At 70.2% G+C, this 23,942-nt stretch carries 22 protein-coding genes and 1 pseudogene; 5 read left to right on the forward strand and 18 right to left on the reverse strand.

Annotated elements, in window-relative coordinates; genetic code table 11:
• Positions 1-4: 4 nt before the first annotated feature.
• From K883_RS00665 to K883_RS00695, 7 genes are all read right to left on the reverse strand, one after another.
• A complete protein-coding gene (locus tag K883_RS00665; RefSeq protein WP_036453350.1) occupies positions 5-1,681 on the reverse strand; it encodes a ribonuclease J in 1,677 nt (558 codons plus the stop codon).
• Between the two features lie 19 nt (positions 1,682-1,700).
• Positions 1,701-2,603: a 4-hydroxy-tetrahydrodipicolinate synthase gene (dapA, locus tag K883_RS00670; protein ID WP_014385397.1), complete on the reverse strand. Its 903-nt coding sequence runs from the start codon at positions 2,601-2,603 to the stop codon at positions 1,701-1,703.
• Positions 2,604-2,769: 166 nt separating this feature from the next.
• Positions 2,770-3,522: an FAD-dependent thymidylate synthase gene (gene thyX / locus K883_RS00675; protein ID WP_036455230.1), complete on the reverse strand. Its 753-nt coding sequence runs from the start codon at positions 3,520-3,522 to the stop codon at positions 2,770-2,772.
• Between the two features lie 49 nt (positions 3,523-3,571).
• Positions 3,572-4,783, reverse strand: coding sequence for a winged helix-turn-helix domain-containing protein (locus K883_RS00680; protein ID WP_014942576.1), 1,212 nt, complete (start codon positions 4,781-4,783; stop codon positions 3,572-3,574).
• Between the two features lie 52 nt (positions 4,784-4,835).
• Complete coding sequence (locus tag K883_RS00685; RefSeq protein WP_051701134.1) at positions 4,836-5,570, reverse strand: cell division protein DivIVA; 735 nt, start codon at positions 5,568-5,570, stop codon at positions 4,836-4,838.
• Positions 5,571-5,669: 99 nt separating this feature from the next.
• The gene (locus K883_RS00690) at positions 5,670-6,155 is read right to left on the reverse strand and encodes a dihydrofolate reductase (RefSeq protein ID WP_008258621.1); all 486 of its coding nucleotides are present in this window, start codon (positions 6,153-6,155) and stop codon (positions 5,670-5,672) included.
• Positions 6,156-6,226: 71 nt separating this feature from the next.
• Positions 6,227-7,027 carry a thymidylate synthase gene (locus K883_RS00695; RefSeq protein ID WP_036453354.1) on the reverse strand — a complete coding sequence of 267 codons (801 nt, stop codon included), beginning with the start codon at positions 7,025-7,027 and terminating at the stop codon, positions 6,227-6,229.
• A gap of 98 nt (positions 7,028-7,125) precedes the next feature.
• On the opposite strand from K883_RS00695, the gene K883_RS00700 reads away from it, so the two are divergent.
• Positions 7,126-7,875 (forward strand): dienelactone hydrolase family protein, encoded by a 750-nt coding sequence (locus K883_RS00700; protein ID WP_009955233.1) that lies wholly within the window; start codon positions 7,126-7,128, stop codon positions 7,873-7,875.
• Between the two features lie 16 nt (positions 7,876-7,891).
• Here the strand turns inward: K883_RS00700 and K883_RS00705 are convergent, their stop codons facing one another.
• The 3 genes and pseudogenes from K883_RS00705 to K883_RS00715 all read right to left on the reverse strand — a co-directional run bounded on the left by K883_RS00705 (position 7,892) and on the right by K883_RS00715 (position 10,837).
• Entirely contained in the window at positions 7,892-8,989 is a 1,098-nt protein-coding gene (locus K883_RS00705; RefSeq protein WP_036455231.1) for an acyl-CoA dehydrogenase family protein, read from the reverse strand.
• Positions 8,990-9,000: 11 nt separating this feature from the next.
• Positions 9,001-10,058 (reverse strand): annotated as a pseudogene (locus tag K883_RS00710) (acyl-CoA dehydrogenase family protein).
• Positions 10,055-10,837 (reverse strand): SDR family oxidoreductase, encoded by a 783-nt coding sequence (locus tag K883_RS00715; RefSeq protein ID WP_008258626.1) that lies wholly within the window; start codon positions 10,835-10,837, stop codon positions 10,055-10,057. The pseudogene K883_RS00710 and the gene K883_RS00715 overlap by 4 nt, the downstream one beginning before the upstream one ends.
• 99 nt (positions 10,838-10,936) lie before the next feature.
• Between K883_RS00715 and K883_RS00720 the strand changes: the two genes are divergently transcribed.
• Positions 10,937-11,251, forward strand: a complete 315-nt coding sequence (locus tag K883_RS00720) for a hypothetical protein (protein WP_008258627.1) — start codon at positions 10,937-10,939, stop codon at positions 11,249-11,251.
• A gap of 13 nt (positions 11,252-11,264) precedes the next feature.
• Here the strand turns inward: K883_RS00720 and K883_RS00725 are convergent, their stop codons facing one another.
• On the reverse strand, positions 11,265-14,492 hold the full coding sequence (locus K883_RS00725; RefSeq protein WP_020823158.1) for an acetyl-CoA carboxylase family protein: 3,228 nt from the start codon (positions 14,490-14,492) through the stop codon (positions 11,265-11,267).
• Positions 14,489-16,021, reverse strand: a complete 1,533-nt coding sequence (locus K883_RS00730; protein WP_179945037.1) for a class I adenylate-forming enzyme family protein — start codon at positions 16,019-16,021, stop codon at positions 14,489-14,491. Before K883_RS00730 ends, K883_RS00725 begins: the two co-directional genes overlap by 4 nt.
• 59 nt (positions 16,022-16,080) lie before the next feature.
• Here K883_RS00730 and K883_RS00735 point away from each other — a divergent pair, with 59 nt between their 5' ends.
• Positions 16,081-16,890, forward strand: a complete 810-nt coding sequence (locus K883_RS00735) for a thioesterase family protein (RefSeq protein ID WP_036455232.1) — start codon at positions 16,081-16,083, stop codon at positions 16,888-16,890.
• Here K883_RS00735 and K883_RS00740 read toward each other — a convergent pair.
• The 3 genes from K883_RS00740 to dapB are packed head-to-tail and all read right to left on the reverse strand — an operon-like array spanning position 16,881 to position 18,527.
• Positions 16,881-17,342: a flavodoxin family protein gene (locus K883_RS00740; protein ID WP_008258632.1), complete on the reverse strand. Its 462-nt coding sequence runs from the start codon at positions 17,340-17,342 to the stop codon at positions 16,881-16,883. The genes K883_RS00735 and K883_RS00740 overlap by 10 nt on opposite strands.
• Complete coding sequence (locus K883_RS00745; RefSeq protein ID WP_020823160.1) at positions 17,335-17,793, reverse strand: tetratricopeptide repeat protein; 459 nt, start codon at positions 17,791-17,793, stop codon at positions 17,335-17,337. Before K883_RS00745 ends, K883_RS00740 begins: the two co-directional genes overlap by 8 nt.
• Positions 17,790-18,527: a 4-hydroxy-tetrahydrodipicolinate reductase gene (gene dapB, locus K883_RS00750; protein WP_036455233.1), complete on the reverse strand. Its 738-nt coding sequence runs from the start codon at positions 18,525-18,527 to the stop codon at positions 17,790-17,792. The genes K883_RS00745 and dapB overlap by 4 nt, the downstream gene beginning before the upstream one ends.
• A gap of 104 nt (positions 18,528-18,631) precedes the next feature.
• Between dapB and K883_RS00755 the strand changes: the two genes are divergently transcribed.
• On the forward strand, positions 18,632-19,990 hold the full coding sequence (locus K883_RS00755; protein ID WP_020823162.1) for an HNH endonuclease signature motif containing protein: 1,359 nt from the start codon (positions 18,632-18,634) through the stop codon (positions 19,988-19,990).
• Between the two features lie 6 nt (positions 19,991-19,996).
• On the opposite strand, the gene K883_RS00760 is transcribed toward K883_RS00755, so the two are convergent.
• Positions 19,997-21,079: an NAD(P)H-dependent amine dehydrogenase family protein gene (locus K883_RS00760; RefSeq protein ID WP_020823163.1), complete on the reverse strand. Its 1,083-nt coding sequence runs from the start codon at positions 21,077-21,079 to the stop codon at positions 19,997-19,999.
• Positions 21,076-22,083, reverse strand: coding sequence for a Rieske 2Fe-2S domain-containing protein (locus K883_RS00765; protein WP_036453357.1), 1,008 nt, complete (start codon positions 22,081-22,083; stop codon positions 21,076-21,078). Before K883_RS00765 ends, K883_RS00760 begins: the two co-directional genes overlap by 4 nt.
• 195 nt (positions 22,084-22,278) lie before the next feature.
• Between K883_RS00765 and K883_RS00770 the strand changes: the two genes are divergently transcribed.
• The gene (locus K883_RS00770) at positions 22,279-22,854 is read left to right on the forward strand and encodes a TetR/AcrR family transcriptional regulator (RefSeq protein ID WP_009952948.1); all 576 of its coding nucleotides are present in this window, start codon (positions 22,279-22,281) and stop codon (positions 22,852-22,854) included.
• 5 nt (positions 22,855-22,859) lie between these two features.
• Here the strand turns inward: K883_RS00770 and K883_RS00775 are convergent, their stop codons facing one another.
• Complete coding sequence (locus tag K883_RS00775) at positions 22,860-23,936, reverse strand: PDR/VanB family oxidoreductase (RefSeq protein ID WP_020823165.1); 1,077 nt, start codon at positions 23,934-23,936, stop codon at positions 22,860-22,862.
• Between the last annotated feature and the right edge of the window lie 6 nt (positions 23,937-23,942).

Consider the following 23,942-nt stretch of genomic DNA (forward strand, 5'->3'; position numbering starts at 1 on the left):
CTGGTCAGACCTCGATGACGGTCGGCACGATCATCGGCTGGCGGCGGTAGGTTTCGCCCACCCACTTGCCGACGGTGCGCCGCACACCCTGGGCGATGCGGCTCGGGTCGGTGATGTTCTCGGCCGCCAGCGCTTCCAGCTCCACCTCGACCCTGCGCACGGCGGGCTCAAGCGCCTTGGGGTCCTCGGAGAAGCCGCGCGAATGCAGCTGCGGTGGGACCACCGGACGTCCGGTGCCGCGGGCGACCACGACGGTCACCGCCACGAAACCCGATGAGAGGATGAGCCTTTCGCCCAGCGTGATGTCGCCGACGTCGCCGTTGATCAGGCCGTCGACGAACATCTTGCCGACGGGCACCGCCCCGGCGATCGCGGCCTTGCCGGCGACCAGGTCGACGCTGACCCCGTTCTCGGCGAGCAGGATCGACTCCTCCGGCACGCCGGTGCGGGCCGCCAGCTTGGAGTTGGCGCGCAGCATCCGCCACGTCCCGTGCACGGGCATGACGTGGCGTGGCCGGATCCCGTTGTACAGGAACAACAGTTCGCCGGCGTAGGCGTGGCCCGAAACGTGAACGCGCGCTTGGGCGTTGGTGACGACGCGGGCCCCGATCTTGGCGAGTTCGTCGATGACGCCGTAGACGGCCTCCTCGTTGCCCGGGATCAGCGACGACGCCAGCACCACGAGGTCACCCGCGGTCAGCGTGATGCTGCGGTGCTCGCCGCGCGACATGCGCGACAGCGCCGACATCGGCTCGCCCTGGGTGCCGGTGGTGATCAGCACGACCCGCTCGGGCGGCATCATCTCGGCGGCGCCGATGTCGATCACGTCGGAATCGGCCACCCGCAGGAAGCCGAGCTCTCGGGCGATGCCCATGTTGCGCACCATGGAGCGGCCGACGAACGACACCCGGCGGCCCAATGCCACTGCGGCGTCGATGATTTGCTGGACCCGGTCCACGTTGGAGGCGAAGCACGCGACGATGACGCGGCCCTCGGCGCCGCGGATCAGGCGGTGCAGCGTCGGACCGACCTCGCTTTCCGACGGCCCGACGCCGGGGTGCTCGGCGTTGGTCGAATCGCACAGGAACAGGTCCACCCCGGCGTCACCGAGGCGGGACATGCCGGGCAGGTCGGTCGGCCGGCCGTCCAGCGGAAGCTGGTCGAGCTTGATGTCGCCGGTGTGCAGAACCGTTCCCGCGCCGGTGTGCACGGCGATCGCCAGCGCGTCGGGGATGGAGTGGTTGACGGCGAAGTATTGGCATTCGAACACGCCGTGGGTGCTCTTCTGGCCCTCGGCCACCTCGACGAACACCGGCTTGAGGCGGTGCTCACGGCACTTCGCGGCGACCAGCGCGAGGGTGAATCTCGAACCGACGACCGGGATGTCGGGGCGCAGCTTGAGCAGGAACGGAATGCCGCCGATGTGGTCCTCGTGGGCGTGGGTGAGCACCAGCGCCTCGATGTCGTCGAGCCGGTCCTCGATATGGCGCAGATCCGGGAGGATCAGGTCGACCCCGGGCTCGTCGTGGGTGGGGAACATCACCCCGCAGTCGATGATCAACAGCCGGCCCAGGTGTTCGAAAACCGTCATGTTGCGGCCGATTTCGCTGATGCCGCCCAGCGCGGTGACCCGCAACCCTCCAGTGGCCAATGGGCCTGGCGGGGCGAGGTCTACATCCACTTCTCGGACGCTCCTTGGGTCACCTGAGCACCGACGCCGCGCGCATATCGGCGGCCAAGGCGTCGATTTGCTCTGGCGTAGCGGGCATTTGGGGCAGCCGGGGATCGCCGACGTCGATGCCCTGCAGGCGCAGGCCGGCCTTGGACAAGGTCACGCCGCCCAGGCGCGCCATCGCGTCGCACAGCGGGGCGACGGTGGAGTTGATCTTGCGGGCGGTGGCGATATCCCCGGAGTTGAAGGCGGACAACATTTCCCGAAGTTGATTGGCCGCCACGTGGGAGATCACGCTGATGAAGCCGGTGGCGCCCATGGCCAGCCACGGCAGGTTCAGCGCGTCGTCGCCGGAGTAGTAGGCCAGGCCGGTCTCGGTGATGATCTGGCCGCCGCTGTGCAGGTCGGCCTTGGCGTCCTTGATCCCGACGATGTTCGGGTGCGCCGAGAGTGCGCGGATGGTCTCGGGCTGGATCGGGATCACCGACCGGGGCGGGATGTCGTAGAGCACCACCGGCAATTCGGTCGCGTCGGCGACGGTGGTGAAATGCGCGATCAGCCCGCTCTGGGGCGGTTTCGAGTAGTACGGCGTGACCACCAGCAGCCCGTGCGCGCCTTCGGCCGCGCAGGCCTTGGCCAGCCGGACGCTGTGCGCGGTGTCGTAGGTGCCCGCGCCGGCGATGACGCGGGCGCGGTCGCCCACCGCCTCCAGCACGACGCGCAGCAGCTCCCGCTTCTCGTCGTCGGTGGTGGTCGGCGATTCGCCGGTGGTGCCGGAGACCACCAGCCCGTCACACCCCGCGTCGATCAGGTGGTTGGCCAGGTGGGCGGCGGTGGCGGTGTCAAGGGAGCCGTCCGGGCGAAACGGTGTGACCATCGCGGTCAGCACGGTTCCCAACCGCGCTGGGGCGTCGAATCCGGCCGTGCTCACGGTGTTCAGGTTACCTGGCGCCGGCAAGCAATTTCGCACCCGCACGAGCGCGCGTTGCCGCGACGCACGCCGGCTCAGCCGCCGCAGGAGTCACACCCGGGCGGGTGGCCGATAAGCGCCCGCCTAGCAGCGACGACGGCGTCTTTGAAGCGTCCCCGATGGTCGGTCAGGCTTCGGTCGCCAACGGGCTGGTCGCGACCTCGGTCCCGTCGGCCAGGGCGGAGATCTCGAAGTCGGCGAACACCGCCGGCGCCGCGCCCGCCAGTTGACGCAGGCATTCGATGGCAAGCCGCCGGATCTCCACGTCGGCGTGCTCGCTGGCGCGCATGGCGATGAAGTGGCGCCACGCCCGGTAGTTGCCGGTGACGACGATGCGGGTTTCGGTGGCGTTGGGCAGCACCGCGCGGGCGGCCTGGCGCGCCTGCTTGCGCCGCAAGACGGCGTTGGGCTGGTCGGCGAACTTCTCCTCCAGCTTGGCCAGCAACTCGGTGTAGGTGGCGCGGCTGGCGTCGGCGGCCGCGGCCAGGATCTGCCGCAGTTCGGGGTCGTCTTCCATGCCGGGCGGCACGACAACGTGCGAGTCCGTCTCGGGGACGTAGCGCTGCGACAGCTGCGAGTAGGAGAAGTGCCGGTGCCGGATCAGCTCGTGGGTGCACGAGCGCGACAGGCCGGTGATGTAGAACGACACGCTCGCGTGCTCGAGCACCGAAAAGTGTCCGACGTCGATGATGTGCTTGATGTAGCCGGCGTTGGTCGCGGTCTTGGGGTTGGGTTTCGACCAGCTCTGGTAGCAGGCCCGGCCGGCGAACTCGACCAGCGCGGGGCCGCCGTCGGCGTCGGTGCTCCACGGGACGTCCGGGGGCGCCAAGAACTCGGTCTTGGCGATCAGTTGCACGCGCAGCGGCGCGATCTCGGCCACGGCGCCCACCTTAAGGCGTGCCGGGCGGATCGGTGTCGCAGGCCGGACATCAGCTGATCGCCCGCAGGTCGGCGGCCAGGTCTCCCCGCCCGGAGACGCTGAACCCGCCCAGGCCCAGCCAGGACGCCATGGACCGAAGCTCGCCGGCCAGCGCGGCGGCCACGCGGGCTTTGGGGGTGTCGGGCTCGGCGAATGCGCCGACGACACGCAGCGAGTCGGCGGGCCGGTCGGCCTTGAGGTCGACCCGCGCCACCAACCGCCCGTCCATCAGCAGCGGCCACACGTAATAGCCGTACTGCCGTTTGGCTGCCGGCGTGTAAATCTCTATGCGGTAATGGAATTCGAAGAGCCGCTCGACCCGGGGCCGAAAGAAGATCAGCGGGTCGAACGGGCAGAGCAGCGCGGTGCCGCGGTCGGCGCGCGGCACCGTCCGGCCCGCACGCAGGTAGGCGGGGGCGGACCAGCCGTCGACGTCGACCCGCTCGATGTCACCGGCGGCCAGTAACTGGGCGATCGCGGGCTTGACCTGCGCGGCGGACAGCCGGAAATAGTCGCGGATGTCGGCCTCGGTGCCCATCCCCAGCGCGGTGGCCGCCCGCAGCGTCAGTTCGCGGAGCGCCTCGTCGTCGTCGACCTCGCGGGCCAGCACCGCGGCCGGCAGCACCCGTTCCACCAGGTCGTAATGGCGGGCGAAGCCCACCCGGGTGGCCGTGGTGAGCACCCCGGCCGAAAACAGCGCCTCGGCCACCCATTTGGTGTCGCTGCGGCTGCCCCACCAGCTCCCGCGTGGCCCGCGCGGCCCGGCGGCCAGATGCGCCTCGATCTGGCCGGCCGTGCTGGGCCCGAGCTCGGCGACGGCGGCGACCACCTTCTCAGCCAGCCGCGGATTGGCCTTGACGATGTGGGTCCCCCACCGGCCGTGGCGGTACTGGCGCATCCGCCAGCGCAGCAGCGGCCAGTCCTCGACGGCCATCAGCGCGGCCTCGTGCGCCCAGTACTCGGCCAGCAGCCGCGACGAACGCGGGCCCCAGGCCGCGCGGTCGAGCACGTCACGGTCGTAGGGGCCGAGCCGGCTGAACACCGGGGCGTAATGGGCGCGCACCGCCACCGAGACCGAATCCAGTTGCAGCACTTGGATTCTGGAGATCAGCCGTTTCAGGTGCGCCCGGGTGATCTCGCCGCCGGGCCGGGGCTCGGTAAATCCTTGGGCCGCAACGGCTATCCGCCGGGCTTGAGCGGCGGATAGCCTGCGGGTCGACACGGCGCCGAGAATACCCCGCCGTCGGGGCCCGTCGGCGCGGGCTGGCGGGAGCTCAGCTCGCGCGGACCTTGCCGTCCACCGGAGCCAGGGCGCCGTCCTCGGACGGGTTCTTCTGTTCTTGGTAGGCCGCCTCGAGTGCGGCCGGAACGCGGTCGAGGTCGCGGTAGACGCCCATCAGCTGCTCGAGGATCTCGATCCGCTGCGCGGTCGCCTCATCGACCGCGCGCCGTGCCTTGTCACGGTAGTGATCGGCCCCCTGCTTGGCGTCACCGAGGAGCCGCTCGCACTCCCGCTCGGCGTTTCGCCGCGCCTCGTCGATCGCCGCCTGGGTTTCGGCGCGCATCTCGGCCAGTTCGGCGTCGAGCTTTTCCTTGGTCTGTTCGTACTCGGCTTCCAGCGCCTTTTGCTGGGCGGCCATGTCGGCGAGCACTTCGTCGCGCTTGCGTTCGGCGGCTTCGGCCTCGGCCTCGGCCGCCGCGATCAGCGCGTCCGCCTCGGCGCGCGCCTCGGCCTGCATCTCGGCGACCTCGTCGACCGCGCGCTGCAGCATTTTCGCCATCCGCTTCTGCATCGCGTGCGACGAGGGTGACGTGTCGGTGAGGGCGGCGACCTCCTTGCGCAGCGCGGCGGTTTGCTCGCCGGATTCCTGCAGCCGGGCCCGCAGGCTTTCGACATCGTCAAGCAGCAGCTGCTGCTTGGTGGTCAACATTTCGATGTGGGCATCGACGGCGGACGCGTCGTAGCCCATGAACTTTCGCGAGAACGTCTTCACGGGTTCGGTTATCACTGCCAATTCCCCCTTCTCACCAAACTCCTGGTAGACCCTGCGACCGACCCCGAGTCCGAGTATGTCAGGTCGGGGCCGGGCGCGAGCGGCTGCGCAGGCTCAGCGACGGTAGCTGTGGAAGCGGTACCGCAGCCCGGAGCGGCTGGCCTGCCACTCCCCCGTCTCGCCCACCCAGGTGTCGTCCAGGGCGGGCGCCAGCGCGTCGTCGTCGTCGCGGCGCAGGTCGAGCTCGATCTCGGTGACCTCGCACCGGGTGGCGTACGGCAACGCGGCCAGATACACCTGCCCGCCGCCGATCACCCAGACCGCGGGCTCCCCCTCGGCCCGGGCGAAGGCCGCGTCCAGCGAGCCGACCACCTGCGCCCCGTCGGCGGCGAAGCCGTCCTCGCGGGACAGCACGACGTTGCGCCGGCCGGGCAGCGGCCGCACCTTGGCCGGCAACGAGTCCCAGGTCCGCCGGCCCATCACCACGGTGTGCCCGATCGTCACCTCTTTGAACCGGGCGAGATCTTCCGGCACGTTCCAGGGGATGCCGCCACCGCGCCCGATGACGCCGGAGGTCGACTGGGCCCACACCAGGCCCACAGCCGTGGTTGAGCGCCGCTCCTCCTCATCGCTTCGCTCTGCATCGTCGCCGGCGCGGGCGGTAGAGCGCGTCATACCGCGACGGGGGCTTTGATGGCCGGGTGCGGATCGTAGTTGCGCACGACGACGTCGTCGTAGGTGTAGTCGAAGATCGAATCACGTTCGCCCAGAACGAGTTCCGGGTAGGGCCGCGGCTCGCGGCTCAGTTGCAGCCGCACCTGCTCGACATGGTTGTCGTAGATGTGGCAGTCCCCGCCCGTCCACACGAACTCGCCGACCGACAGGCCGGACTGGGCGGCCATCATGTGCGTCAGCAGCGCGTAGCTGGCGATGTTGAACGGCACGCCGAGGAACAGGTCGGCGCTGCGCTGGTAGAGCTGGCAGCTCAGCCGGCCGTCGGCCACGTAGAACTGGAAGAAGGCGTGGCACGGCGGCAGCGCCATCTGGGGGATCTCGCCGACGTTCCAGGCGGACACGATGATGCGCCGCGAGTTGGGATCGGTGCGCAGCAAATCCAGGGCGGCGCTGATCTGGTCGATGTGCTCGCCCGACGGCGTCGGCCAGGACCGCCACTGTACGCCGTAGATCGGCCCGAGATCGCCTGTGTCACTTGCCCATTCGTCCCAGATGGTGACCCCGTGCTCGCGCAGCCAGCCGACGTTGGAATCGCCGCGCAGGAACCACAGCAACTCATACACCACCGACTTGAGGTGCACCTTTTTGGTGGTGAGCAGCGGAAAGCCGGCCGACAGGTCGTAGCGCAGCTGCCGGCCGAACAGGCTTCGGGTCCCGGTGCCGGTGCGATCGGATTTGGCCGTTCCCTCGTCGAGCACCAGTCGAAGCAGGTCCTCGTAGGGCGTCGGGATTGGCACGCGGTCAGCTTAGCGGCGATCGCAAGCGCGGCGAAGCCGGGCGCGGCGGGTCGACGCCGATGTTTGGACGTCTAGGCAACCGGAGTAGAACGGGTGCCATGCCGAATATCACCGACGTCGTCACCACCCCCGATGGCACCTGCCCGGTGCACCTGTTCACGCCCGACGGTCCGGAATCCCAAGTCCCGTGGCCCGGTGTGGTCATGTATCCCGACGCCGGCGGCGTGCGGGGCACGTTCGAGGAGATGGCCGCCAAGCTGGCCGGATTCGGCTATGCCGTGCTGCTCCCGGACGTCTACTACCGCACCGCCGACTGGGCGCCGTTCGACATGGCGACCGTCTTCAACGACCAGTCAGAACGGGGGCGCCTGTTTTCGATGATCGGCAGCGTCACCCCGGACCGGATGGCCGCCGACGCCACCGCGTTCTTCGACTACCTGGCGGCGCGCCCCGAGGTGTCCGGCGAGCGCTTCGGCGTGTGCGGCTATTGCATGGGCGGGCGGACGTCGCTGATCGTCGCCGGCCGGGTGCCCGACCGGGTGGCCGCGGCGGCGTCGTTCCACGGAGGCGGCCTGGTGACCGACACCGACGACAGCCCGCACCTGCTGGCCGACCGGATGAGCGCGACGGTGTACGTGGGCGGCGCCCAGAACGACGCGTCGTTCACCGCCGATCACGCCGAACAGCTCGACAAGGCGCTGACGGCGGCCGGCGTCGAGCACACCATCGAGTGGTATTCGGCGGGCCACGGGTTCGCCGTCCCGGACAACGCGCCGTATGACCCCGCGGCCGCCGAGCGGCACTGGGACGCGATGACGGAGGTGTTCGCCGCGGCGTTCCCGCGCTGACGGTTGCGCGGGGCCGTCAGGTCGGCGGCAGGTTCACCAACTCGGCCAGCCGGGCGCGGTGCCGGTAGCCGGTGCCGAACGCCAGCTGGTCGCTCTTGGCCCGCTTGAGGTAGAGGTGCGCGGGATACTCCCAGGTCATCCCGATGCCGCCGTGCAGCTGGATGCATTCCTCGGCGGCGTGCACGGCGATATCGCTGCAGTAGGCCTGGGCGATGGCGGCCGCCGCGGCCGCGTCGTCGTCGGCCCGGGCGCAGGTGTCGGCCGCGTAGCGGGCCGCGGCCGCGGCGGCGCCGACGTCGAACCACAGGTCGGCCAGCCGGTGCTTGATCGCCTGGTAGGAGCCGATCGTGCGGCCGAACTGCCGGCGCTGCCGGGCGTAGTCCAGCGTGGTGTCGAAACACCATTGGGCGACTCCGAGTTGCTCGGACGCGAGCAGGGCCGCCCCGGTGCGGACGGCATCGGCCACCGGCCCGTCGCCCGCGCCGACCTTCGAGGAGGGCGCGCCCGAAAACGTCACGGCGGCAAGGGGTCTGGTCATGTCCAGCGCGAGCAGCGGCGACACCTGCACGCCCGCCGCGGCGCGGTCGACGGTGTGCAGCTCGAGCCCGTCCGGACCGGTGACGGGCACCACCAGCACGTCGGCCTCGCCGGCGCCGGCCACGGCGGTGACCGATCCGCTGAGTCCGCCGGGTCCGCCGCTGACCCCGGTGACCGGGTCGTCCGGCGCGGTGGTCAGCGGCACCACCAACGCCGCCGTCAGCTCGCCCTGGGCCAGCGCCGAGACGGTCCGGGTGTCCCCGGCGCGCAGCAGTGCCACCGTGGCGAGGACCGCGCTGGACAAGAACGGCACCGGCGCAACGGCCCGGCCGATCTCCTCCATGACCACCGCAGCCTCGCGGGCGCTTGCGCCGGCCCCGCCGAGCGACTCGGGAACGAGCAGGCCGGCCACGCCCAATTCGGTGGCCAGCGTCCGCCACACGCCCGAGAAGTCTTGGGGTTGGGCGTCATACACGCCGGCCACCGATTCGGGCGGGCAACGCTCGGCGAAGAGCTGACGGACGCCGGCCCGCAGCGCCTCTTCGGTGTCCGAATAGAGCAGGTCCCCGGTCAGCACGGCAAGGGGGCTCATCGGGGCAGGTCCTTCCACGCGGCGTCCTTGTCGACGCGGTGTTCACCCGGCAGGCCGAGGATCCGCTCGGAGATGGTGTTGCGCAGGATTTCCGACGTGCCGCCCTCGATCGAGTTGCCGCCAGCTTGGCGAACGCCACCTTCATGCCGGCCCCCTCGGGCCCCGGCTGACCGGTGGCGGCCTGCTGCCGCAGCCGTTCACCGGCGAGCCGGAAGACCTCCGCCTCCACCCACAACCGCATCAGCTGATCGTGCATGGCGGGGTCGCGCAGGGCCGGCTCGGCGCGCCAGGCGTCGGCGACCTTGCCGATGTGGCCGCCCTCGCGCGGCGCGCCGGCGCGGGAACCGATGGCGACCCGTTCGTTGTTCAGCGTGGTGGTCGCGACCCGCCAGCCCCCACCCTCCGGGCCCAGCCGGTTCGCGTCGGGCACCCGGACGTCGGTGAGGAAGACCTCATTGAACTCGGCCTCGCCGGTGATCTGGCGCAGCGGCCGGATCTCGACGCCGGGCTGCGTCATGTCGCAGAGAAAGTAGGTCAGGCCGGCGTGTTTGGGCACGGCCGGATCGGTGCGGGCGACCAGGATGGCCATGTGCGCGTGCTGCGCCTGCGACGTCCACACCTTCTGCCCGTTGACAATCCACTCGTCGCCGTCGCGGACCGCGCGGGTCGACACCCCGGCGAGGTCGGATCCGGCACCCGGCTCGCTGAACAGCTGGCAGTAGATCTGCTCACCGGTGAACAACGGGCGCAAGAACTTTCGCTTCTGTTCGTCGGTGCCGAACGCCGCGATGGTCGGCGCGGCCATGCCCATGCCGATGTAGTTCTTGGGGGTGCCGCCCACCGGCGCCCCGGCGGCGGCCAGCCGGGCGTCGACGCGCTCCTGAGCGGTGCGCGGCAGATCCAGCCCGCCGAAGCCCCGCGGCAGGTGCACCCAGGCCAGTCCCGCATCGTATTGCGCGCCAAGGAATTCCCGCGCGTCGCCGTCCTTCGGATCGTGCTCGTCGAGCAGTGCCTGCACCCGCGCGTCCAGCTCGGCCGCGTCGAAGGCGTTCATTGACCGCCGCCGGGGGCGGACCGGAATCCCTGCGCGGCGCCCAGCAGCAGACCGCCGTCGATGACCATGGTTTCGCCGGTGATCCAGCTCGCGGCGTCGGAAACCAGGAAGGCGACCGCCGCGGCCACGTCGATCGGTTCGCCGATGCGCCCGAGCGCGATCGACGACGCCAGCGGATCCTCGTGGTCCTTCCACAGCGCCTCGGCCAGCCGGGTGCGCACCACCCCGGGGCAGATCGCGTTGACCCGCACGCGCGGCGAAAGTTCCAGCGCCAGTTGCTTGGTGACGTGGATCAGCGCCGCCTTGGTGGCGTTGTACATGCCCATCGCCGGCGACTGGTGCATGCCTCCGATGGAGGCCGTGTTGACGATCGATCCGCCGTGCTCACCCATCCACGACTTGACGGCGAGCGAGGTCCACAGCAGCGGAGCCCACAGGTTGACGTCGAAGATCTTGGTGAAACGGGCATGATCCTGGTCGATCAGCGCGCCGTACGCGGGGTTGGTCCCGGCGTTGTTGACCAGGATGTCGAGGGTGCCGAAGCGCTCGAGGGTCATGTCCACGCAGCGCCGGGCGGCCTCCTCGTCGACCGCATGCGCCCCGACGCCGACGGCCCGCTCACCGACCTGCGCGGCGGCCTCGTCGGCCGCCTCCTGCTTGCGCGCGGTCAGCACCACGTTGGCGCCCGCGGCCGCCAGCTGTTGAGCGATCGACAGGCCAATTCCGCGTGACGCGCCGGTGATGATTGCGGTACGGCCGGTCAGATCTTGTGAGGTCATGTCGTTGGCCTTCCGTCGTTTGCCACCGAATTTTATTCGCGATGTTTTGGACATGTGTTGAGGTGGTATGCCACGCGCATGCTATCGAAATTGACACTCATGAAACCGCTGGTTGTCGCCGGGGCTGTGGCTGCGGCTATCGCCGCCGCGCCCGCGGCCGTTGCTGACGTTTCCGTAGCGGGACCAGCGCCGACCCACATCACCTTCAAGCAGGACCCGGGCGGCGGCGGCTGCGACGCCAACGGGAACTGCGGCTCGGGAGGCCAGTTCGAGGGTCCCGGCGGTGGTCCGGGCGGCCAGGGCTGCGTGCCCGGCGTTGGCTGTGGCTCCGGTGGCCAGTTCGCCGGCCCCGGCGGCGTGCCCGGCGGCACCGGCTGCCTGCCCGGCGTCGGCTGCGGCTCCGGCCACGGATAATCGCTCGACCCGGTCAGCCTCCCGAGAGCCTGGTGATCCAGGCCCGGGAGGCTGACGGGTCTATCACGTCGTCCAACTCGAATGTGGTGGCCGCCCGCAACGCCTTGCCGTGCTCGTAGGCGGCGGCCACGAGGCGATCGAAGAGGCTCTGCCGTTCGGCGGGATCGTCGACCGCGGCCAGCTCCTTGCTGTAGCCAAGGCGCACAGCGCCTTCCAATCCCATGCCGCCGATCTCGCCGGTCGGCCAGGCGATGGTGAACTGGGGCGCGCGGAAGGAGCCGCCGGCCATCGCCATCGCGCCGAGCCCGTATGCCTTGCGCAAGATGATCATGCCCAGCGGCACCGTCAGCCGCGCGCCGAGTACGAACATGCGGCCGAAGCGGCGCACCGCCGCCTGGGTCTCCGCGTCAGGACCCACCATGAAGCCGGGGGTATCGCACAGCGAAATCACCGGCAGCCCAAACGATTCGCACAGGGCCAGGAAGTCGCCCGCCTTGTCGGCCGCCTCGGCATCGATCGCGCCGCCCAGGTGGTGGGTGCTGTTGGCGATCAGCCCGTATGGCACCCCTTCGACGCGCACCAGCGCGGTGACGATGCCCACGCCGTAGTCTCCCCGCAGCTCGAGCACGGATCCGACGTCGACGATCGCCTCGATCGCCCGGTGCACGTCGTAGGCGCGTAACCTGTTCTGCGGCACCACATGCCGGGCCAGCCGGGGGTCGGGCGCTTGCCACTCTCCCAGGCTGCCCTGAAAGTAGGACAGGTACTGCTTGGCCAGCGCCACGGCGTGCGCCTCGTCCCGGGCGACCAGGGCGACCACGCCGTTGCGGCGCTGCACACCGATCGGCCCGATCGCCTCCGGCGGGTACACGCCCAGCCCGCCGCCCTCGATCATCGCCGGCCCGCCCATCCCGATGTTGGCGTCCGGCGTGGCGATGATCACGTCGCAGACCCCGGCCAGCGCGGCGTTGCCGGCGAAGCAGCGGCCGGACACGATCGACACCAGCGGCACCTCACCGCGCAGCCCGGCCAGCATCCGGAAGGTCGGCACGTCGAGTCCGGCGGCGCCGCCGACATCGGTGTCGCCCGGTCGGCCCCCGCCGCCCTCGGCGAACAGCACCACGGGCAGCCGCTTACGCGCGGCCAGATCGAAGGCGCGATCGGTTTTGGCGTGGTTGCGCATGCCCTGCGTGCCGGCCAGCACGGTGTAGTCGTAGGACACCACAACGGCCTGCGCCGCGGCCCGCCCGAACCGTTGCGCGCCGATGGTCGCCAGGCCGGCCACCAGGCCGTCGGCCGGGGTGTTGGCGATCAGGTCCTCTTCCGAGCGGCGGCTGCGCTGCGCCGCGATGGCCAACGCGCCGTATTCGACGAAGCTGCCGGGATCGACCAGGTCGGCGATGTTCTCCCGCGCGGTGCGGCGGCCCTGCTGGTGCCGCTTGGCCACGGCGGCCGCACGGCCCTCGTCCAGGGTGAGGGCGTGGCGTCGCGTCACCTCGTCCAGGTCGGCGCGCGGCCGGTCGAGATCGGTTGCGGCCCCTGTGGTTTCGCCGCCAGCGCCGGCCTCGGTGCGGGTGAAGATCAGCAGCGGGTCGCCGGTGCCGACGACCTGCCCGGGCGTCACCAGGGTCCGGACGGTCCGCAGCGCGTCCGGCGCGACGAGCACGTGCTGCATCTTCATCGCCTCCAGGACCACCAGTTGGCTTCCGGCGGCGTGCTGCGCCCCCTCGGGCGCCACCTCGACCACGGTGCCGGCCAGCTGCGCGCGCAGGGCCTCCTCGCCGGGATAGAGCTCGACCGATGCCGGCGGCGGCTCTTGCTGGTGCGACTGTGCGGCGCGGGCCAGCTCGGGAAGTTTCTCGTCGACGAAACCGGTGCTCACCCAACCGGATTCGACGCGCTCCGCGCGCAGCAGCTCGCGGAGGAATCCGATGTTGGTGTGAATGCCTTCGATGCCGAACTCGGACAGGGCGGTGTCGGCTTTGCGCAGCGCCGCCGGCCACGACGCCCCCCGCACATGGACGATGACCTTGGCCAGCAGCGAGTCGTACTGGGGGCTCACGGCCAGCCCGGGCCGGCCATAGGTGTCGACGCGCACGCCCGGCCCGCTGGGCGGGGTGAACGCCGTGAGCGTGCCCGCCGACGGCAGCACCGAAAAGTCGGGCCCGAAAGTCTCCGCGTTGACCCTGAGCTGAATCGCGATGCCGCGCTGGGCGGCCGGCTCGCCGATGACTTCGAGCCCGTCGGACGCGATGCCGGCCGGCAACCCCAGCCCGTAGAAGGACGCGCCGCCGGCGATCGCCAGCTGGACGGCCACCAGGTCGAGTCCGGTGGTTTCCTCGGTGACGGTGTGCTCCACCTGGATTCGCGGGTTGACTTCGAGGAAGACGAAATCCTCGCCGGTGACCAGGAATTCGACCGTGGCCAGCCCCCGCAGGCCCACGCGCGCGCACAGCCGCACCGCCGCCTGATGCAGCGCCCGGCGCAGCTCATCCGAAAGCCCTTGGGCGGGGGCTATTTCGACCAGCTTCTGGTAGCGGCGCTGGATGCTGCAGTCGCGATCCCCGACCGCCAGCGCGTGCGTCTGGTGGCCGGCCGGCGCGGCGACGACCTGCACCTCGATGTGGCGGGCGTCGTCGAGCAGCGCCTCGGCGTACAGCGCCGGTTCGCCGAAACCCAGCTGCGCCTCGGCCGCACAGCGCTGGTAGGCGTCGTCGATCTGATTGGCGCGGTGCACCTTGCGCATTCCCCGTCCGCCGCCGCCGGCGAGGGCCTTGAGCATGATGCCGCCCTGCTGCGCCGCGAAGAACGCCTTGACGTCCCCGACGCTGCTCGCCCCGTCGGTCGCGGGCAGCACCGGCACCCCGGCGGCCAGCGCGGCGCCGCGGGCCGCGGTCTTGTGGCCGAGCAACCCGAGCACCCCGGGGTCGGGGCCGACGAACGTGAGGCCGCCGGCCGCGCACGCGTCGGCGAATTCGGCGTTCTCGCTGAGGAATCCGTATCCGGGGTGGATGAGGTCCGCGCCGGAGCTCTTCGCCACCGCCAACACGGCGGACTGGTCCAGGTAGGCCCGCGGGCCGCTGCCGGGCAACCCGATCGCCTCGTCGGCCGCGTGCACGTGCGGGCTCTGCGCGTCGTCGCCGGCGTAGACGGCGATCGTCCGCATGCCCAGTTCGGTTGCGGTGCGGATGATTCGCAGTGCGATCTCGCCGCGGTTGGCGACCAACAGGCTCGCGCTCATCGCAGCGGCTCCCCCCACCGCACCTGTTCGCGGAGCCTGGCCTTGAGCAGCTTGCCGCCGGCGTTGCGCGGCAGCGCGGTATCGACCACCGTGACGTATTGCGGCACTTTGAAATCGGCGAGCCGGCCGCGGCAGTGCTCCAGCACGGCCGGCACGTCGATGTCGTCGTCACCGCCGAACAGCACGGCCCCCACCTTCTCCCCCATGACGTCGTCGGCGACCCCGAGCACGCAGGCGTCCGCGACGTGGGGCGCCCCCAGCAGCACGGCCTCGACCTCGACGCTGGAGACGTTCTCGCCCCCGCGGTTGATGATGTCCTTGAGCCGGTCGATGAGGTGCACCCTGCCCGCGTCGTCGACGCGCACCACGTCGCCGGTGTGCAGCCAGCCGTCGGCAAAGGTCGTCGCCGTGGCTTCGGGCCGGTTCCAGTAGCCGGCGGTGACGTTGGCGCCGCGGGTCACCAGCTCACCCACGCCGGGCTCGTCCCCCAACGGGATCAGCCCGAGGTCCACCGACGGGACCGCGTACCCGACCGAGTCGGCGTGTTCGACGGCCTCGCCGTCGGGCAGCACCGTCATCAGCGATGCCGTCTCGGTCATGCCGTAGCCGTTGAACACGGTGGCGTGGCCGAACGCGTTCTTCACCGTCCGCACCAGCGACGGGGCGATGGGGGCCCCGCCGTATCCCACCCACCGGATCCCCGAGACGTCTGTCCCGGCAAACCCCTTGTGCCGCAACAACAGTGAGTAGATCGCCGGCACCGTCACCAGCACCGACACGCGCTCGGCGCCCAGCGCGGCGATCAACGCGTCGAGGTTCAGGGTGGGCATGATCACCGACGCTCCCCCGAGCCGTGCGGCGGCCAAAAGTTGTGAATTGCAACCCGTCACGTGGAACAGGGGAACCGAGATCAGCGTCCGCATTCCCTCGCCCAGGTCTCGCGGTTGTTGCAGACACCGGATCGCGTTCTCGGTGTTGGTCAGGAACGCCTCGTGGGTGGTGGGCACCCCTTTGGGGTGGCCGGTGGTGCCCGACGTGTAGAACAGGGCGGCCACGTCGGTGCGGCCGAGTTGCTCGCTGACGTACGGCGGCCCTTCGGGCAGCGGGGAATCCGGCGCCAGATCGAGCCCCGCACCCGAGTCGGACAGGACGAAGTCGACCTCCGGTTGAGCGGAGCGCATATTGACCGCCACCGCAATGCCGCCGGCCATCACGACGCCCCAGAACGCGAGCACCCAGTCGATCCCCGCGGGGTAACGCACCGCGACCCGGTCGCCCCGCTTGATGCCTTCCGCGCGCAGCCCACCAGCCACCCGCGCGGCGCGGTCCCAGAGTTGTCGGTACGTCAGCCGGCCGCCGCCCAGCTCGACCAGCGCCTCGCTGCCCGGACGGTTGTCGACGTGTTCGGCGAGCATGTCCAGCAGGGTGGCGGGCAGCTCGTCGTAGCGCGGGACGCCGTCGCGGCCGCGGGACACGCCGACCGTCGGGAACGGGTTGTGGTCGCGCGCGATTTCGATCACTGGAGGCATACCCGGTCCTTACTATCCGGTGTCCTATCGTGATAGCGGTGACGAACGATTCCGCCATCATGCCCGAGGCGTTTTTCACTGTAGACGGCGACTCCTACGTTCCTGGCGCGATGACGCAAGGGCCGTGGGGCGCGGCCATGGGCGGCCAGATCGTCGGCGGCCTGTTGGGTTGGGGCATAGAGCAATCCGGCGTCGATCCGGACCTGCAGCCCGCCCGGTTCACGGTCGACCTGTTGCGCCCGGCGCTGATGTCGCCGGTGCAGATCCGGACATCGGTCCTGCGGGAGGGTCGGCGCATCAAGCTGGTCGACGGCGAGCTGGTACAAAACGGCACGGTCGTCGCGCGGGCCAGCGCGCTGTTCCTCCGTCGCGGCGATCATCCGGACGGCCGGGTGTGGTCCTTCCCGGTCGAGATGCCGCCGCTGCCGACATCCTCCGACGGCTTCCCGGAGGCCATGCCGTTCCTCATCTGGGGGTATGGGGCCACCCGCGACGGCAGCCCGGGCATCGCCGCCGGCGAGTGGGAGCAGTCCGACTCGCAGAAGTTCGCGTGGGCCAGGATCTTTCGGCCGATGGTGCAGGGCCACCCGCTGACCCCGTTCACCCGGCTGGCGTTCGTCGGTGACATCACGAGTTCGCTCACCCATTGGGGCACCGGCGGATTGCGCTACATCAACGCCGACTACACCGTCACCGCTAGCCGGTTGCCCGACGGCGAATTCCTGGGGTTGGCCGCCCAGAGTCACTACGGCACGGCCGGGGTTGCCACCGGGGCGGCCACCCTGTTCGACCGGCACGGCCCGCTCGGCACCAGCTCGGCGCTGGCCCTGGCCCAACCGGCCGACGCGTTCAAGCCGACCTACGCGTAATCCATCAACTGGGCGGCGACCGTCGCCCCGAGTTCCCAGCACGCCTGCAGCTGCTCCTTGCCGGGCTTGCCCGAAACCACCACCGTCTCAGCGGCTTTGGACCAACCCAGCCCGGTCGTGATCGTGTCGACCGCGCGCTCGGCGCCCTCGGTGCCCTCGTTGCCGTGCAGGTACAGCCCGAACGGTCGCCCGCGGGTGGAGTCGAGCAGCTGGTAGTAGGAGCAGTCGAACGCGTGCTTGAGGGCGCCCGAGATGTAGCCGAGATTGGCCGGGGTGCCCAGCAGGTAGCCGTCGGCGGCCAGCATCTCGGCCGGCGACACCGTCAGCGCCGGGCGGCGCAGCACCTCCACGCCCTCGATCTCGGGGTCGGTCGCGCCGGAGACGACCGCCTCGAACATCTCGTGGGTGTGCGGCGACGGCGTGTGGTGCACGATCAGCAGCGTCTTACTCATGGTCGCCCTGCAGGTTCACGGCCGTCTTCATGGCTTCGCGGGCGCGGCGTCGATCCCCGGCGTAGTCGTAGGCGCGGGCCAGCCGGTACCAGCGCCGCCAGTCGTCGGGGTGGTCTTCCACCTCGGTGCGCACCGTGGCGAACAGCGCGTCGGCCGCGTCGCGCTGGATGCGGCCCGACGGCCGGCGCGGCAGGTCGCTGGTGTCCAGTTCCATTCCGTCGGCGGCGATCAGGCGCGCGAGCCGCTGATGCGCGAACCCCGCGCGCAGGGTCGCGACCATCGCCCACAGGCCGATGACGGGCATGACCAACACCGCCAGCCCGAGGCCGACGGCGGCGCCCCGGCCGGAGGCGATCATGGCGACGGCCACCCGTCCCAGCAGCGCGAAGTACACCAACAGCGCGACGCACATGAAGGCGACGAGCAGTTGGGTGCGCAGCGCTTTGGTCATTGCAGGTTGAGCAGGGGCTCCAGGCCCACCGTCAGTCCGGGATATTCGGTGATGCGCCGCACCGCCAGCAGCACGCCCGGCACGAACGAGGTCCGGTCGAGGCTGTCGTGGCGGATGCTCAGCGTCTCCCCCTCCGTGCCGAACAGGATCTCCTGGTGCGCGACCAGCCCGGCCAGGCGCACCGAGTGCACCGGGATCCCGTCCACGTCGGCGCCCCGCGCGCCCGGCAGGCTGGTGCTCGTGGCGTCGGGGTTGGGCGGCAAGCCTTTTCGTGACTCGGCGATCAGTTTGGCGGTGCGCGTGGCGGTGCCCGACGGGGCGTCGGCCTTGTGCGGGTGATGCAGCTCGATCACCTCGGCCGAGTCGAAGAAGGGCGCCGCCTGCCTGGCGAAGTGCATCGACAGCACCGCCCCGATGGCGAAGTTCGGCGCGATCAGCACCGACGTTTGCGGGTTCTCGGCGAGCCAGGCCCGCACCTGCTCAAGACGCTCGGCGGTGAAGCCGGTGGTGCCGACGACGGCGTGAATCCCGTTGCCGATGAGGAACTCCAGGTTGCCCATCACCACGTCGGGGTGGGTGAAGTCGATGACGGCCTCGGTGCCGCCGTCGGTCAGCAGGCTCAGCGGGTCACCGGCGTCCACCTCGGCGGACAGCATCAGATCCTCGGCGGCCTGCACGGCGGCCACCATCGTCGATCCGACTTTTCCCTTGGCTCCCAGCACTCCCACTCGCATGGCCTTCACCCTAGACCGGGCCACGTTGTCCACAGTTCGGCGTCTATCCACAGATGCCGCATGGTGCGTTTCGCCGGGCCGGTGGCCGCCGATAAAATTCGAACATGCATTCGATCGAAGTGCCGCCTGAGGTGTCCGCCGCCCTGGACGCGCTCGACGCCGCCACCGCGGCGATCCGCGGGCTGAACTTCGACCGGTTGGACCCCGCCGTGCGGCTGCGCGCGCTCGAGCGGATGGAGGCCTCGCGCCGACGGCAGATCGCGGTGAGCCACGACGTGATCGCCGGCCTGGCGAGGGAGGATCCCGCCGCCCTCGGCGGCCCGGTGCACAAGGTGATCGCCGACTGGCTGCGGATCAGCTGCGGCGAGGCGAGCCGGCGGCTTCACGACGCAACCCGGCTGTCGCCGCGGCTGACCCTCACCGGCCAGGAGTTGCCGCCCGAGCTACCGGCCACCGCCGTGGCGTGGCGCGACGGCCTGCTCGACGGCCAGCACCTGCGGGTGATTCAGTCGTTTGTCCGCGACCTTCCGGCGTCCACGCCCGTGGCCAAGGTGGAAACCGCCGAGCGATTCCTGGCGAATGAGGCCGCGAAGGTACGGCCCGATCAGCTGCAGAAGCTCGCGCACCGCTACGCGCTGTCGATCAATCCCGACGGGAAATTCTCCGACGCCGACCGCGCGCGTCAGCGCGGCTTCACCTGGTGTGGTCAGAGCCCCGACGGGATGAGCGTCGGAAAACTGGTCGCATCCCCGGAGCTGCGCGCCAATCTCGATGCGTGGATGTCCCACTTCGCGGCGCCCGGAATGTGCAATCCTGATGATGAAACACCTTGCGTTGCAGGCGAACCCGATGATGAGCGTGTGCGGCGAGACCTGCGCAGCCATGCCCAGCGCCAGCACGACGCGCTCAACGCCCTGGTGCGTGGTCAGCTGGGCGATCCGAAACTCGGCCAGCACAACGGCTTGCCGGTGGCCGTGATCGTGGCGACCACGCTTCGGGAGCTGACGTCGGGCACCGGGCGGGCCGTGACCGGTGGCGGGACGCTCCTGCCGATGCGCGACGTGATCCGGATGGGCCGCCACGCGTACCACTATCTCACCGTGTTCGACGAACACTCAAGCCGCCCACTGTATCTCGGGCGGTCGCGGCGCATCGCCTCACCGGACCAGCGCGTCGTCCTGTACGCGCAGGACCGCGGCTGCACCCACCCCGGCTGCGACGCGCCCGGCTATTGGTGCGAGGCGCATCACCTCAAAGAGTGGGCCGCCGGGGGCGCGACCGACGCCGATAACCTCACCTTCGCGTGCGGGCCGCACCACCGGCTGGTCGAAAAGGGCTGGCGGACACGGAAGAATGCCCGCGGGGACACCGAGTGGATCCCGCCGCCGCGGCTGGACCGCGGGGTCCGCACCAACGACTATCACCACCCCGAGCGCGGCATTGGCGACCGCGCCGGGCCGTGACCCGGCCTATTTCTTGAACCGCCCGGCGAAGCCGCGCAGCGGGAGGTCGGCGCTGGTGATGAGCCCCGGCGGCGCCGCGATCACCGACTTGATCGCGGCGAGGGCGGGCATGCCGGTGACGGTCATGCCGATCGAGGCGAAGTTGTCCGGGTTGGACAGGTCGACGCCGGGCTTGGGGAAGATCATGTGCTTGTTGTAAATGCACGGATCACCCTTGATCTGGGTGATGTAGCAGCCCTTGATGTTCCAGCTGGGGTCGGTGTGCGGGGTCATCTGCCATTCGAGGTGCGTCTCGACCCGCGGCACGCCGTCGACCATGCCCTGGTAGCGGATGTAGTTGCCGCCCAGCGAGCCCTTGGGCAGCGTGTACCAGCCCAGGTCGACGTCCTTGGTGCAGGCGCCCAGCTCGTAGCTGAACGTGACCTCGTCGAGTGTCAGGTCGAAGCAGTCGGCCATCATGTACACGCTGTCGGCGAAGACGCGGGTGTACTTCTCGAGCTTCGACGGGATGTCGGGATCGTCGACGGGCTGGCCGTAGCCCACCTCGATCCAGGTGTCCTTGGAGTGGTGGCACGACACGTCGACGGACTCGATGGTGGTGATGTTCTCGATGTCGGCGACGTCGGCCGAACACACCACGCCCAGAATCTGATTGAGCCCCGGGTTCATTCCGGTGCCGTAGAACGTGGCACCGCCCTTCTCACAGGCCTCGGCCAGCAGCTTGCTCACCGGTTTGCCCGACGGGTGCGGGTGATTGGTGTCGCGATGCCAGCCGGTGATCCAGTCCGCGGTGGTGACGATATCGATGCCCGCCTCGAGCACGTGTAAGTAGAGGTCCTCGTCGGGGAACACGCCGTGGAAGGTCAGCACGTCCGGCTTGGCGGCGATGATCTCCTCGATGGTGCCGGTGAACTTCACCCCGTTGGTCCCCAGGCCGGCGAACTCCCCGGTGTCCGTGCCGACCTTCTCCGGCGAATAGGCATGCACGCCAATGAGTTCGAGATCGGGCTGGGTCGCGATCCGCCTGATCATCTCCGAGCCGACGTTGCCGCTTCCGACCTGAAAGACGCGGATCGGTGCTGTGCTCATTGCGCTATGCCTTCCTGCGATACGAACGCCTCGGGATAGAACTGCTTGGCCCACTGGCGAATTGCCGTGAATCCCTCGTACTCGTCGGGGGCCAGTGCGGGTGGATCCGAATACCGTTGGTGCTGCCAGATTTCGATGTCCTGGGTGAACTGGCGGATCACTTCCTGGCCGAATTCGGCCGCCTTGCGTTCGGCGCGTTCCGAATCGCCGCCCGGCGCACGGCCGATGTAGACCATGAACCGGACGTCGGAGGTGCGCTCGTCCACCGGGGTGATCGCGGAGATGGTGCGGTTGTCGATCATCCCCCAGCTCTTGGTCACCGCGATTCCCAGGCCGCCGTTGATGGCCTGCACGCCGCTGTTGACGTCCTCGATCTTCTGGCCGTCGTCGCCCTCGAAGGTGATGGTGAAATCGACGTACGACACCGGCTCGGCGAAGTCGTGGCGGGTGAACACCGGCACGATCGGGGTCTTGTGCACGAACTTGAAGTGCGCGAAGTCCACCCCGTTTTCCAGCACGTACTGCGGGTGCATCTCCAGGGTTTCGCGGTACAGCCGCTGCTGCGGGTAGTAATCGTCGGCGCTGCTGCCGTCGTCGAAGGCGGCGAACACATCCGGCGGCTCGAAGTACGGTTCGCGGCGCTCGACGTCGTGCCAGATGTAGACCGACGCGTTGCGTTCGACCACCGGATAGGTGCGCATGCGCCGGCCGCGGTTGGGGCGGTCCTGGTACGGGATGCAGACGTTGCGCCCGTCGGCGCTCCACTGCCAGCCGTGGAACGGGCACTGCAGCACCTCGCCGACAACGGTGCCGCCGTACCCCAGGTGCGCCCCGAGGTGCTCGCAGTAGGCGTTCATCACGGTGAGCTGACCCGATTCCGCGCGCCAGGCGACCATCTCGGAGTCGAAGTACTTCATCTTGTGCACGTCGCCGACGCCGATCTCGTCGGACCAGGCGACCTGGAACCAACCGGTCGGCTTCATCGACAACGGCGGCTTAGCCATCGAACCCTGCCATGTGAGCTGCCCTCCCTCGGGTACGAATATAAGCCGCGGCCCGAGAAAATCAAAGTACCCTCTATGAAAACATCGGCGCCCTCCCCGCCAAGTGGATAGGATCGCCCAATGACCCGTCAGACCAGCGGAGCCGGGATCGCGGGCCGGCGCCCGAACCGGCGGGGCCACGCGACTCGCGAAAGCATGCTCGAGGCCGCGCTGCGCTCGCTGGCCTCCGGCGAACCGGGCTCGGTGTCGGCCAACCGCATCGCCAAGGACATCGGCGCCACCTGGGGCGCGGTGCAGTACCAGTTCGGCGACACCGACGGGTTCTGGGCCGCGGTGCTGCACCGCACCGCCGAGCGCCGCGCCGCGACGTTCTCGACGCTGTCGGCCCCGATATCGCCGGACGCCCCGCTGCGCGAACGCGTCGGCGCCATCATCGACACCCTCTACACCGGCCTGGCATCGGCCGATTCGCGCGCGATCGAGAACCTGCGCGCGGCGTTGCCCCGCGATCCCGACGAGCTCGAACGCCTCTATCCGCGCACGGCCGCCGAGCTGTTCTCCTGGGGCAAGAGCTGGCTGGAGACCTGCCAGCAGGCCTTCGCCGGTCTGGCCGTCGACCCCGACCGGGTCCGCGAGGTGGCCGCCCTGATCCCCGGCGCGATGCGTGGCCTGGTGTCGGAGCGCCAGCTGGGCTCCTACGCCGACCTCGATATGGCGCGCCGGGGCCTGACCAACGCGCTGGCCGCCTACCTGGAGCCGTCCCGGCCGTAACCGGCTCAGGCGTCGATGACGACGCGCCCGCCGCCGGCCCGCGAGACGCACACCAGCATGCCGTCGTCCCCGGGCGAGGCACGCCCGCGGTGATCCACCTGCCCGGCAAGCACTTTGACCCGGCACGTGCCGCAGAACCCCTGCCGGCAGGAGTAGGGCGTCGTCGGGTCGCGGTCCAGCATGACGTCCAGCGCCGTGCGGTTGGCCGGCACCGCGAGCACCCGCCGGGAGCGCGCGAGCTCGAGTTCGAACGGAACCCCGTCGACAACGGGCGCCGGGCTGAACCGCTCGTAATGCAGTGGCGCCCCGGCATATTGGTCGCGGGCGATTCGCACGGCCTCGAGCATGGCGCTCGGCCCGCACACGTAGACGGCGGTCGCCGGGCCGGCGCCGGCCAGCAGTTCCGCCACGCTCGGGAAGCGGCCGTGCTCGTCGTCGGCCCACACCGTCACCCGGCCCGGGGCCACCGACATCACCTCGTCGAGCAACGGCATGTACTCGCGGCTGCGTCCGGTATAGATTGCGCGCCAATCGATCCCGCGCTGCGCGGCGGCGCGGATCATCGGCAGGATGGGGGTCACGCCGATGCCGCCGATGACGAACAACACGTCGCGCTCGGCGGTGCCGAGATAGAACGCGTTGCGCGGGCCTTCGAATTCGCACGTGTCGCCCACGCCGAAAGCCTCGTGCATCTCGATGGATCCGCCGCCGCCGTCGGCGATGCGGCGCACCGCGATGCGGTAGTCGGTGCGCCGCCCGGGCGGACCGCACAGCGAGTACTGCCGGCGCCGGCCGGAGGGCAACAGGACGTCGATGTGCCCGCCGGGCGTCCAGGAGGGAAGCAGCCCACCGTCGGGGTCGGCCAACGTCAGCGCGACGACATCGGGCGCGACGAGCTCGCGTTGGGTCACGACCGCGGTCAGCGTGCGCTGCACCGGCTTCACCCGCGAAGGCTCCCACCGCGACACCGAGGCGAACCCCTCGAACACCGCCCGCACACCCCACAGCAACGACCCGAAGCGGTCGTGGGCGCGCCGGCCGTACAGGTCGGCGGGCCTGCTGGCCCAAATGCTTTCCGGCACCGCTCC

It is taken from the genome of Mycobacterium sp. TKK-01-0059 (assembly GCF_000709305.1).
Taxonomy (GTDB): Bacteria; Actinomycetota; Actinomycetes; order Mycobacteriales; family Mycobacteriaceae; genus Mycobacterium; species Mycobacterium intracellulare.

Coding starts and splice junctions, on each gene's coding strand:
- K883_RS00740 (WP_008258632.1), bottom strand. CDS start 17,342: ATGAGTAAGACGCTGCTGATCGTGCACCACACGCCGTCGCCGCACACC.
- K883_RS00730 (WP_179945037.1), bottom strand. CDS start 16,021: ATGCCTCCAGTGATCGAAATCGCGCGCGACCACAACCCGTTCCCGACG.
- K883_RS00700 (WP_009955233.1), top strand. CDS start 7,126: ATGCCGAATATCACCGACGTCGTCACCACCCCCGATGGCACCTGCCCG.
- K883_RS00720 (WP_008258627.1), top strand. CDS start 10,937: ATGAAACCGCTGGTTGTCGCCGGGGCTGTGGCTGCGGCTATCGCCGCC.
- K883_RS00755 (WP_020823162.1), top strand. CDS start 18,632: ATGCATTCGATCGAAGTGCCGCCTGAGGTGTCCGCCGCCCTGGACGCG.
- K883_RS00725 (WP_020823158.1), bottom strand. CDS start 14,492: ATGAGCGCGAGCCTGTTGGTCGCCAACCGCGGCGAGATCGCACTGCGA.
- K883_RS00735 (WP_036455232.1), top strand. CDS start 16,081: ATGCCCGAGGCGTTTTTCACTGTAGACGGCGACTCCTACGTTCCTGGC.
- K883_RS00760 (WP_020823163.1), bottom strand. CDS start 21,079: ATGAGCACAGCACCGATCCGCGTCTTTCAGGTCGGAAGCGGCAACGTC.
- K883_RS00745 (WP_020823160.1), bottom strand. CDS start 17,793: ATGACCAAAGCGCTGCGCACCCAACTGCTCGTCGCCTTCATGTGCGTC.
- dapB (WP_036455233.1), bottom strand. CDS start 18,527: ATGCGAGTGGGAGTGCTGGGAGCCAAGGGAAAAGTCGGATCGACGATG.
- K883_RS00715 (WP_008258626.1), bottom strand. CDS start 10,837: ATGACCTCACAAGATCTGACCGGCCGTACCGCAATCATCACCGGCGCG.
- K883_RS00765 (WP_036453357.1), bottom strand. CDS start 22,083: ATGGCTAAGCCGCCGTTGTCGATGAAGCCGACCGGTTGGTTCCAGGTC.
- K883_RS00770 (WP_009952948.1), top strand. CDS start 22,279: ATGCTCGAGGCCGCGCTGCGCTCGCTGGCCTCCGGCGAACCGGGCTCG.